The organism is Sutterella sp., from assembly GCF_052272535.1.
GTDB lineage: Bacteria > Pseudomonadota > Gammaproteobacteria > Burkholderiales > Burkholderiaceae_F > Sutterella.
This window is the reverse complement of sequence record NZ_DAVZJY010000062.1, coordinates 1-10,561: the sequence shown is the minus strand read 5'-3', so window position 1 is coordinate 10,561 and position 10,561 is coordinate 1. Positions and strand designations below refer to the sequence as shown.

The window sequence follows — 10,561 nt, the reverse complement described above, 5'->3', positions numbered from 1 at the left end:
GGAGGTGCGGCCTTCGGCCTCGAGCTTCATCAGGGTCTTCATCCCGCGCGTGGTCGCGTCCCAGCAGAGGAGCGAACCGGCGACCACGAGCGCGACGCCCTGCCAGAAGGTGTTGTCGAGCTGCGCGTTGATCCAGAAGACCGCGAAGAGGCACGAGAGCACGGGCGTGAAGTAGCTCGCCACCGCGAGGATGGTGACGTTGCCCTTCGACATGCCCATCGTCCAGGCGGCGTAGGAGCCGCCGACCGCGAGTCCGCCCAGAAGCACGCTCATGAGGCCGTGGGCAGAGCCTTCGCCCACGGTGTCCGTGCCGAAGCCGAGGAGCCAGAGCGTGCCGTAGATGATCGTGTTGATGATGAAGATCACGGTCGAGATGTTGGTCGAGCCGCCCCAGGCGCGCGTCATGCTCGAAAAACCCGACCACGTGAGGGCCGAGCCCACGGCGAGGATGTAGCCCAGGGGATGCTCGGCGATGCGTGAGGCGAAGCCCGAGAAGGAGAAGCCTTCGCTGCCCGCGAGGATGTGCACGATCCCGCAGAAGGCGAGCACCATGCCGGGCGCGATCCACCAGCGCGTGCGCACGCCGTTGAAGAGGACCGCGAAGAGGAGTGTGAGCGCGGGCCAGAGGTAGTTCACCATCGCCACCTCCATCGTCTGCTTGCCGCCCTCGGAGAAGAAGATCGCGAGGCAGAAGCAGAGCGACGAGGCGTTCGCGACGGGGAGCCCGAAGAAGAGGTACCGGCGGTCCACCTTGCTCCAGTCGGGAAGACCGATAACGAAGAAGAGGCAGAGGGCGGCGACGAGATAGAGGAGCGTCTGCCCCTGCGCGAGGCCGAAGCCTTCGGCGATGCCGCGGATGAGCGCGACGCCCATGCCCCAGCAGACCGGCGCGAGGAGGCCGATCATCGTTGCGCGGCGGGCGTTATCGGGAGTTCTCAACATGACGGAGGTACCTCGAAAAGGCTTGTGGACCAAGAAACAATCCGAAGCCGGAAGTCTACCGAATTCGCCTTAGTTAATCCATTATCGATCGGGACTTGACAATGGTCATGGGCGGAAGTCCGGGATTCGCCGCACGAGGACGACCTAGGGCGACCGGCGCTCCTGCGGTGCGCCCGCGGCTTGGCCGTTTTGCCTGCGACGCGCCCGACGCTATTGAGGAGCTTCTCCTAAGAGAAACACCGCCCTCCGGTTGCCGCGGCGCATTGAGGGGCGTTTTCACGCACCATCGACGGGGCCCGGGCGGGGCGGGCGTGTGGCATGATGGAGCGGTCGGGGCAATGAAGCCCCAACAAGCAACCAGATTCACTCCATTGGAGCCAGCAATGCTCTTCGCCTATATGCGCCGTCATCACCACCATACCTGAAGGGAGTCTTTCAGGCGATGGGCAATGCCGGAAGACTCAGACAGTTCTTCCGGACGACGGCGCGGCGAATGAACCGCACAAAGCTTCAAGCAAGAAGGCCTCCGGAAGTAAAACGCTTCCGGAGGCCTTTTTTCACACCCAAACGAAACGCAATTCATCCGAGTCGGGCGACAATGGAACGGACCCTCGAACCCGGCTGAAGAGAAGAAAGGAAATCGAAATGATCGAAAACAACCGCCTCAGGGTGGCCATGCAGAAGTCGGGGCGCCTCTCCGAAGAGTCCCAGGACCTGCTCACGCGCTGCGGCGTCAAGGTGCGCTTCCACAGCCAGCGGCTCCTCGCCGTTGCGGAAAACATGCCTATTGAAGTCCTTCGCGTGCGCGACGACGACATTCCCGGCCTCGTGATGGACGGCGTCGTGGACCTCGGCATCATCGGCGAAAACGTGCTCGAGGAGACGGTGCTCGCGCGCCGCAGCCAGGGCGAGAACCCGCAGTTCCGGATGCTCAAGCGCTTCGACTTCGGCGGCTGCCGCCTCGCTATCGCGATCCCGACCGACGAGGAGTGGAAGGGCACGGCCGACCTCGACGGCAAGCGCATCGCCACCTCCTACCCGCACCTCTTGAAGCGCTACTTCGACGAGCGCGGACTCACCTTCCTGCCCTGCCTGCTGACGGGCTCGGTCGAGGTCGCGCCCCGCGCGGGACTCGCCGACGCGATCTGCGACCTGGTCTCCACGGGCGCCACGCTCGAAGCGAACGGCTTGAAGGAGGTCGAGGAGGTCTACCGCTCGAAGGCCTGCCTCATCGCCCGCGCGGATTCGATGGGCGAGGATAAGGAGGCGCTCGTCAAGCGCCTGCTCGTGCGCATGCAGGGCGTGGGCCGCGCCAAAGAGTGCAAGTACATCATGCTCCACGCGCCCAAGGCGAAGCTCGCTGAAATCACGAAGCTGCTGCCCGGCGCCGAACACCCGACCATTCTGCCGCTCGAAGGCGACGACAGCCGCGTCGCGCTCCACATGGTCTCCTCCGAAGAGCTCTTCTGGGAGACGATGGAGGGCCTCAAGGCGCTCGGCGCCTCGGCGATCCTGGTGCTCCCGATCGAGAAGATGATGGAGTGAACGCCATTCTCCGGACAATCCCCCTTCAACTGAATTGAACAAGAACTTTTTTTGTGGAGAACCCAATGACTGAATTCGCCTTTCAGGACATCATCGAATGGGATGCGCTCAGCGCCACAGAGCGCAGGAACATCCTCCGCCGTCCGGCCGTCATGGCCTCGGAGCGCATCAGCGCGGTGGTGAAGGACATTCTCGACAACGTCGAGCAGGAGGGCGACAAGGCGCTGCGCGAATACTCGGCCAAATTCGACCGCACCGAAGTGAAGAACTTCCGCGTGACCGAAGCCGAGGTGAACGCCGCCTGGGAGCGCGAGACGCCCGCCTTCCGCGCCGCGCTTGAAACCGCCGCGAAGAACATCCGCAAGTTCCACGAGGCCGAAGCCCTCGAACCCGTCGTGGTCGAGACGATGCCGGGCGTCGTCTGCGAACAGCTCACGCGTCCGATCGGCGCCGTCGGCCTCTACATTCCGGGCGGCACCGCTCCGCTCTTCTCGACCGTGCTGATGCTCGGCATCCCGGCGAAGATCGCCGGCTGCAAGAAGATCATCCTCTGCTCGCCGCCTCCGATCGCCGACCCGATCCTCTGCGCCGCGAAGCTCTGCGGCATCGACGAGATCTACCGCGTGGGCGGCGCGCAGGCGATCGCCGCCATGGCTTTCGGCACCGAGACGGTTCCGTCCGTTTCGAAGATCTTCGGGCCGGGCAACGCCTACGTCACGGAAGCGAAGCGCCAGGTGAGCCGCCGCGCGGACGGCGCCGCGATCGACATGCCCGCCGGCCCCTCGGAGGTCCTCGTGATCGCCGACGCCGAGGCCGATCCGAAGTTCGTCGCCGCGGACCTCCTCTCCCAGGCCGAGCACGGCCCGGATTCGCAGGTGGTGCTCCTCACCCCCTCGCGCGAACTCGCCGAAAAGGTGGCGCTCGAGGCCGCGAAGGAGCTCGAAACCCTGCCCCGCCGCGAAATCGCCGAAAAGTCGCTCGGCGCCTCGCGCCTCATCGTGGTGAAGGACCTCGAAGAAGCCTGCGCGGTCTCGAACATCTACGCGCCCGAACACCTCATCATGCAGGTGCGCGACGCGCGCAAGTACGTGCCTTTGATTGAAAACGCGGGGTCCGTGTTCCTCGGCGACTGGTCGCCCGAATCGGGCGGCGACTACGCGACCGGCACCAACCACGTCCTTCCCACCTACGGGTGCGCAACGGCCTACTCGAGCCTCGGGCTCGCCGACTTCACGAAGCGCATGACCGTGCAGGAGATGACGAAGACGGGCTTTGCGGGTCTTGCCGACACCATCGCCACGCTCGCCCACGCCGAGCAGCTCGACGCCCACCGGAACGCCGTGCTCGTGCGCAAGGCCAAGCAGGCCGAAGAGTGCTGCAGCTGCTCCTGCGGGGAGAAGAAGTAAGATGGCCCGCCGCACCGACACCATTGCGGCAGCGCCCGAGACGCTTGCGCGCGCGGAGGTTCAGGCCCTGACGCCCTACCAGTCCGCGCGGCGCATCGTCGCGGCCGCGGGCGGCCGGGGGGACGTTTGGTTGAATGCCAACGAATCCTCGGAAGCCGCTCCCTACGCCCTCACGCAGAATCTTCTGAACCGCTACCCCGACGCGCAGCCGGGCGAGGTGATCGCGCGCTACGCCCGCTACGCCGGGGTCGAGCCCGAACAGATCCTCGTCACCCGCGGCGGCGACGAGGGGATCGACCTCCTGGTGCGCACGTTCTGCGTGCCGGGGCGCGACGCCGTGCTGCAGTTCCCGCCCACGTACGGGATGTACTCGGTGTGCGCCGAAACCTCGAACGTGCGCGTCGTGAACCTCACGACCGACCCCGCCGACGACTGGGCCCCGGACGCGAACGCGCTCGACGAAGCGCTCGAGCGCGATCCGGGCATCCAGGTGGTCTTCGCCTGCTCGCCCAACAACCCGACGGGCGGCCTCATCGCCCCGGAGCTTCTCGAGCGCCTGATTGAAGCGACCCGCGGCCGCGCGATCCTCGTCGTCGACGAGGCGTACATCGAATTCGCGCCCGAAGCCTCGGCCAAGTCGCGGCTCGCGAGCGCCCCGCACCTCGTCCTCATCCGCACGCTCTCGAAGGCCTTCGCCCTCGCGGGCATTCGCTGCGGGTTCCTCATCGGCTCTCCGGCGGTGATCGGGATGCTGAAGAAGGTGATCGCTCCCTATCCGGTTCCGACCCCCGTCGCCGACATCGCCGAACAGGCGCTCTCCCTCGGGGGGGTCGCTGCGATGGAGCGGCGCGTCGCGGGCACCTGCAAGCGCCGCGCCGAGCTCGCGCAGAAGCTCTCGGCCCTCCCCGGCGTGCTCGAGGTCCGTCCGAGCAGCTCGAACTTCCTCCTCGTGCGCTTCGCCGAGGGCGCGCGCGTCTTCAAGGCGCTTTGGGATCAAGGCATCATCGTGCGCGACCAGAGCCGGCAGCCGACGCTTGCGAACGCGATCCGGATCACGGTGGGCACGGCCGAGGAGAACGCCGAACTCATCGCCGCGCTGCGCGGCATTCTCGGAGAAGCCTGATGGAAGAAAAGATTCTCTTCGTCGACCGCGACGGCACGATTCTCGAGGAGCCCGACGACTACCAGGTGGATGCCTTTGAGAAGATGCGCTTCGTGCCGGGCGTCCTCCCGGCGCTCAAGGCGCTTTCCGACGCCGGCTGGAAGCTCGTGATGGTCTCCAACCAGGACGGTCTCGGCACCTTCCGCTTTCCGAAGAAGGCCTTCAAGGGTCCGCACGAACTGATGATGCAGATCCTCGAGAGTCAGGGCGCGCCCTTCGCCGAAGTGCTCGTCTGCCCGCACATGCCGGGCGACGGGTGCGCGTGCAGAAAGCCCAAGACCGGGCTCGTGGAGAAGTACCTCGTTCCCGGGGTGCTCGACCGGGCGAACTCCTACGTGATCGGCGACCGCGCGACGGACCTTGAGCTCGCGAAGAACATGGGGCTCGAAGGCATCCGCGTCGGCCCTGAGGGCGAATCCTGGGACGCCGTCGCTCGGCGCCTTCTCGCGACGGCTGCGCCGAGGGACCGCCATGCGCTCGTGGAGCGCCGGACGAAGGAGACCGACATCAAGGTTGAAGTCTGGCTCGACCGCCGCGGCGACAACCGCATCTCCACCGGGATCGGGTTCTTCGACCACATGCTCGACCAGATCGCCGTTCACGGCGGACTCCGTCTGCACCTCACCGCCAAGGGCGACCTGCAGGTGGACTGCCACCACACGGTCGAGGACGTGGGCCTTGCGTTGGGCGAAGCCCTGAAGCTCGCCCTGGGCGACAAGAAGGGCATCCGCCGCTTCGGGTTCCTGCTTCCAATGGACGAGTCGCTCTGCCGCTGCGCGCTCGACATCTCCGGGCGCCCCTACCTCACCTTCAAGGCGAAGTTCAAAAACCAGATGGTGGGCGACCTCGCGACCGAGATGATCGAGCACTTCTTCCGCTCGCTTTCGGAAACGATGGGACTCACGCTCAACCTCAAGGCCAAGGGCATGAACGACCACCACCTCGCCGAATCGCTCTTCAAGGCGTTCGGCCGGGCGCTGCGCGATGCGGTGCGCGTTGAAGGCACCGACCTGCCGTCTTCGAAGGGGGTGCTCTGATGCGCGTCGTCATTCTCGACACGGGGTGCGCGAACCTCCTCTCGCTCGCCTGGGGCGTGAAGCGCCTCGGCGTCGAGCCCCTCGTCACCCGCGATCCGACGGAAATTCGCCGCGCGGACCGCATCTTTCTTCCGGGCGTCGGCACGGCGAAGGCCGCGATGGCGGAGCTCACGGCGCGCGGGCTCCCCGAGCTCATCCGCGCCGCGACGCAGCCCGTCCTCGGCATCTGCCTCGGCGAGCAGCTTCTCGGGCGCCGCAGCGAAGAGACCGGGGGCGTCGACATGCTCGGCCTCATTCCGGCCGACGTGCGCGAACTTCTGGTGGCCGGCCTGCCGCTCCCCCACATGGGTTGGAACCGGGTGAACTACAACGCCTCCCCCGCGGCGAAGCTCCTCTTCGCGGGGCTCCCCCAGGGCGAATGGTTCTACTTCGTCCACAGCTACGCGATGCCGGTGAATCCCTTCACGATCGCCGAGACGCAGTACGGCGAGGCCTTTACGGCCGCCGCCGCGAAGGAGAACTTCATGGGCGTGCAGTTCCATCCCGAACGCTCGGGCCGCGCGGGTGCGCGTCTGCTCGCCAACTTTCTCGGAGTCTCCCAATGATCACGATTCCCGCCATCGACCTTTTGGACGGGCGCGTCGTGCGCCTGCACCAGGGCGACTACGGCGCCTCGCGCGACTACGGCGACGAGGCCCTCGAGCGCCTGCAGGCCTATGAGAAGGCCGGCGCCGAACTCCTTCACATCGTGGACCTCACGGGCGCGAAGGACCCGGCCGCGCGCCAGATTCCGCTCCTCAAGCGGCTGCTCTCGGGCCTCACCGTTCCCGTCCAGGTGGGCGGGGGCGTGCGCACCGAAGCGGACGTCAAGGCGCTCCTCTCGGCGGGCGCCTCGCGCGTCGTGATCGGCTCCGCCGCGGTCAAGAAGCCCGCGATGGTGCGCGACTGGATGCGCTTCTTCGGGCCCGACGCCGTGGTGCTCGCGCTCGACGTGCGCGTAGGCGCCGACGGCGCCGCCAAGGTCGCCGTGAGCGGCTGGCAGGAGGATTCGGGCGTTCTCATCGAGGACGTGATCCGCGGGTTCGAGCCCGTCGGCCTCAAGCACGTCCTCTGCACGGACATCTCGAAGGACGGAACCCTCAAGGGTCCGAATGCGGACCTCTACGGGCGGCTCGCACACGAATTTCCGGCCGTGGGCTTCCAGGCTTCGGGCGGCATCGGGTCGCTCGATGACATCCGTGGACTGCGGGGCACCGGGGTTTCCGGCGTCATCGTCGGCCGCGCGCTCCTTGACGGGCGCTTCACCGCGAAGGAGGCGATCGAATGCTCGCAAAACGCATAATCCCGTGCCTCGACGTCAAGGACGGGCAGGTGGTCAAGGGCGTGCAGTTCCGCGGCCATGAAATCGTGGGCGACATCGTGCCACTCGCGAAGCGCTACGCCGAAGAAGGCGCCGACGAACTCGTCTTCTACGACATCACCGCTTCGTCGGACGGCCGCGTCGTGGAGAAGAGCTGGATCTCGCGCGTTGCCGAGGCGATCGACATCCCGTTCTGCGTCGCGGGCGGCATCAAGTCCGTTGAAGACGCCGGGCGCCTTCTCGCCTTCGGCGCCGACAAGATCTCGGTCAACTCCCCCGCGCTCGCCGATCCCTCCCTCATCGAGCGTCTCGCAGAGCGCTTCGGCGTGCAGTGCGTCGTGGTCGGAATCGACACCTGGCACGACGCCGCGACGGGGAAGTACTGGGTGAACCAGTACACGGGCGACGAGAAGCGCACCCGCAAGACCGAGTGGCAGACGCTCGACTGGGTCGAAGAGGTCCAGAAGCGCGGCGCGGGCGAAATCGTCCTCAACATGATGAATCAGGACGGCGTGCGCAGGGGCTACGACATCGAGCAGCTCCGGCTCGTGCGCGAACGCTGCCGCGTCCCCCTCATCGCGAGCGGCGGAGCGGGCGAAATGAGCCACTTCCTCGACGCCTTCGAGCTCGCCCAAGTTGACGGCGCTCTGGCCGCATCCGTATTCCACAAAAAAATCATCAACATCGCCGATCTCAAGAAGTATCTTGCCGAGAACGGCGTGGAGGTAAGAACATGCTGACGGAAAAGAACCTTCAGGAACTCGACTGGGAGAAGACCGGCGGTCTCATCCCCGCCGTGGTGCAGGACGCGACCTCGGGGCGCGTGCTGATGCTGGGCTACATGAACAAGGAGGCGCTCGAGAAGACGCTCGCCGAAAAGCGCGTCACCTTCTTCTCGCGCACGAAGAACCGCCTCTGGACGAAGGGCGAGACCTCGGGGAACTTCCTGAACCTCGTCGACATCGGCACGGACTGCGACAACGACACGCTCCTCGTGCTCGTGAACGCCGTGGGGCCGACCTGCCACACCGGGAGCACGAGCTGCTTTGGGGACCTTGACTCCAAGTGGCAGTTCCTGCGCGACCTCGAGCTTCTCCTCGCCTCGCGCCGCACCGCCGATCCGAAGAGCTCCTACACGGCGAGCCTCTACGCCCGCGGCACCAAGCGCATCGCGCAGAAGGTGGGCGAAGAAGGCGTCGAAACGGCGCTCGCCGCGACCGTGCACGACAAGGAGGAGCTGAAGAACGAGGCCGCCGACCTCGTCTACCACCTCCTCGTGCTGCTGCAGGCCGAGGGGCTTGAGCTCGCCGACGTGATCGGGATCCTGCGCGAGCGCCACGCCGCCCGCGAAGAGAAGGCGAAGGAGGCGGCGAACTAAGTCCGCTGCCACCAGCCCGCACCGAGCAAAAGCCGCCCTGCCGGGATCAGCTCCCGGGGGCGGCTTTCGTTTGTGTTCGTTTGCTTCGTTTGGCCGCAGGGCGGCCGAGGGTGCCGCCCGGAGGTCCCCCCACTCAGTCGACGGGCAGGCTCTTTCGGAGCTGCGCGCGCATGAAGGCCGCGTAGAGGACGTTCACGACCACCGCCGGCACGACCGCATAGAAGAAGAAGACCGCGGCGGGGAAGTCCATCATGTAGTTCCCGGCGAAGAGCGGGTTCACCACCTCGGCCGTGAGGTCCACGACGGCGGCGAAGAGGAAGGTGAGCGAGAAGGAGAAGGCGTACTGGCCGAGCACCCAGAAGACGATCGTGCCGTCGGAAACGCCGCGGGCCTTCTCAACGGCGTCCTTGTCGCGCACGAGAACCGGGATCTCCTTCACGGGGAAGACGAGGCCGGCGAAGAGCACGATGAAGAGAAGGAGGAACGTGAAGGCCGCCGACCCCCAGGTGGCCGAAGAGAGTTCAAAGAGGCGGGTCTTGAGGATGAAGCCCGAGATGAAGCCCACGAAGCTACCGATGATCGCGGAGAGCTTCACGATCTCCATGACCTTGCCCGCATAGCCCGTCGTGATGTCGTCGGGGTCCTCGACCTTGATGATCTTCTTCAACGCCATTTCTTCTCCTTGCGTTCCGCGTCTTTTTTCGAATCTGGAAGAGCCTCGAGGGGACTCCTTGTTGCTGCGCCCGCACGCCGTTCTTCTTCTGAGTGGCGGCGCAAACCGATGGCGCCGCACGGGAGTGTGCGGATTTTAGCGGATTGAGCCGCCGCAGGCCCGGCGGAACCCATGCCTGCGGCACTTTCCGCCTGTTCCGGCTCTGCTCCGGAGGGGCGTCTTTACGCAGGGAGCAGGGCGGTCATGTAGCGAGTAGCGGCGGAGCTCCCTCCCGGGTCTTTCAGTACCGCCTCCGGAATGGCGCGCGGCCTCAGGCCTCGAGCATGAGCTTCCCGGCGAAGAGCAGGAAGAGGCTTCCCAAGGCCATGTTGCCGATCTTCGCGACGCCCGGGCTCCGGGCGAGGAGCTTCAGGCAGTCTGCACCCACGGTGATCAAGGTCGTCTGCCAGACGAGGCTGATCGTCTGCATGATGAGCGCGAGGATCAGGTACGAGATTCCGGGATGGGCGTAGGTCTCGTCGATGAACTGCACGAAGAAGGACACGTAGAAGAGGATCGCCTTGGGGTTCGTGAGCGAAAGCCCGAGCGCCGTGCGGAAGGCCTTGAGCGCCGCCTTCGGACGGCGCACGCCCTGATCTTCGGCGAGCTTGACGGGGTTGCCCTTCGCGCGCTTCTCAATGAAGGTGTGCCAGATCACCTTGGCGCCCAGCCACGCCAGATAGAGGCCGCCCATGATCTTCACGCCCGTGAAGATCATGGGGTGGCTTTTGATCGCTGCGGCGATGCCGAGGTAGGCGAGAAAGATCAGCGTGAAGTCGCCGATGATCACCGCCGTCATTGCGGCGAACGCCGCGCGCCGCCCCTCGAGAATGCTCGTCTTGAGGACGTAGAGCGTGTTGGGACCGGGCGCGAGGACGATCATCAGGGCGCCGAGGGTGTAGATCCAGGGACTGAGAATGCCGAACTGCTCGAGCATGATGGAATCGGGAGGATGAAGGGTAGCGTGAGGGCGCGGCGCGCGAATGGAGGCCGCGGGCGTGAGAGTATAGCGCCCGCCG

11 protein-coding genes and 1 other annotated feature are annotated in these 10,561 nt (G+C 66.0%); of the genes, 8 read left to right on the top strand and 3 right to left on the bottom strand.

Features of this window, described 5'->3' with window-relative positions; genetic code table 11:
- On the bottom strand, positions 1 to 942 hold a 942-nt coding region (gene yddG, locus ACT6Y9_RS04865; RefSeq protein ID WP_443743692.1), incomplete at its 3' end, for an aromatic amino acid DMT transporter YddG.
- A gap of 406 nt (positions 943 to 1,348) precedes the next feature.
- Positions 1,349 to 1,501 (top strand) — a sequence feature (His leader region).
- Positions 1,502 to 1,587: 86 nt separating this feature from the next.
- On the opposite strand from yddG, the gene hisG reads away from it, so the two are divergent.
- The 8 genes from hisG (at position 1,588) to hisIE (ending at position 8,830) form a co-directional block, all read left to right on the top strand.
- Positions 1,588 to 2,487 (top strand): ATP phosphoribosyltransferase, encoded by a 900-nt coding sequence (gene hisG / locus ACT6Y9_RS04860; protein WP_443743691.1) that lies wholly within the window; start codon positions 1,588 to 1,590, stop codon positions 2,485 to 2,487.
- Between the two features lie 65 nt (positions 2,488 to 2,552).
- The gene (hisD, locus tag ACT6Y9_RS04855) at positions 2,553 to 3,893 is read left to right on the top strand and encodes a histidinol dehydrogenase (RefSeq protein ID WP_443743690.1); all 1,341 of its coding nucleotides are present in this window, start codon (positions 2,553 to 2,555) and stop codon (positions 3,891 to 3,893) included.
- Position 3,894: 1 nt separating this feature from the next.
- Positions 3,895 to 5,016: a histidinol-phosphate transaminase gene (gene hisC, locus ACT6Y9_RS04850; RefSeq protein ID WP_443743689.1), complete on the top strand. Its 1,122-nt coding sequence runs from the start codon at positions 3,895 to 3,897 to the stop codon at positions 5,014 to 5,016.
- Positions 5,016 to 6,092: a bifunctional histidinol-phosphatase/imidazoleglycerol-phosphate dehydratase HisB gene (gene hisB / locus ACT6Y9_RS04845; RefSeq protein WP_443743688.1), complete on the top strand. Its 1,077-nt coding sequence runs from the start codon at positions 5,016 to 5,018 to the stop codon at positions 6,090 to 6,092. Before hisC ends, hisB begins: the two co-directional genes overlap by 1 nt.
- The gene (hisH, locus tag ACT6Y9_RS04840; RefSeq protein WP_295478055.1) at positions 6,092 to 6,697 is read left to right on the top strand and encodes an imidazole glycerol phosphate synthase subunit HisH; all 606 of its coding nucleotides are present in this window, start codon (positions 6,092 to 6,094) and stop codon (positions 6,695 to 6,697) included. Before hisB ends, hisH begins: the two co-directional genes overlap by 1 nt.
- On the top strand, positions 6,694 to 7,434 hold the full coding sequence (hisA, locus tag ACT6Y9_RS04835) for a 1-(5-phosphoribosyl)-5-[(5-phosphoribosylamino)methylideneamino]imidazole-4-carboxamide isomerase (protein WP_443743687.1): 741 nt from the start codon (positions 6,694 to 6,696) through the stop codon (positions 7,432 to 7,434). Before hisH ends, hisA begins: the two co-directional genes overlap by 4 nt.
- Entirely contained in the window at positions 7,416 to 8,192 is a 777-nt protein-coding gene (hisF, locus tag ACT6Y9_RS04830; RefSeq protein WP_443743686.1) for an imidazole glycerol phosphate synthase subunit HisF, read from the top strand. Before hisA ends, hisF begins: the two co-directional genes overlap by 19 nt.
- Complete coding sequence (gene hisIE, locus ACT6Y9_RS04825; RefSeq protein WP_295478064.1) at positions 8,186 to 8,830, top strand: bifunctional phosphoribosyl-AMP cyclohydrolase/phosphoribosyl-ATP diphosphatase HisIE; 645 nt, start codon at positions 8,186 to 8,188, stop codon at positions 8,828 to 8,830. Before hisF ends, hisIE begins: the two co-directional genes overlap by 7 nt.
- Positions 8,831 to 8,963: 133 nt before the next feature.
- Here the strand turns inward: hisIE and ACT6Y9_RS04820 are convergent, their stop codons facing one another.
- Together ACT6Y9_RS04820 and leuE are read right to left on the bottom strand one after the other, a co-directional pair.
- Positions 8,964 to 9,503, bottom strand: coding sequence for a hypothetical protein (locus ACT6Y9_RS04820; protein ID WP_295478067.1), 540 nt, complete (start codon positions 9,501 to 9,503; stop codon positions 8,964 to 8,966).
- 310 nt (positions 9,504 to 9,813) lie between these two features.
- Positions 9,814 to 10,479 carry a leucine efflux protein LeuE gene (gene leuE / locus ACT6Y9_RS04815; RefSeq protein ID WP_443743685.1) on the bottom strand — a complete coding sequence of 222 codons (666 nt, stop codon included), beginning with the start codon at positions 10,477 to 10,479 and terminating at the stop codon, positions 9,814 to 9,816.
- Positions 10,480 to 10,561: the final 82 nt, after the last annotated feature.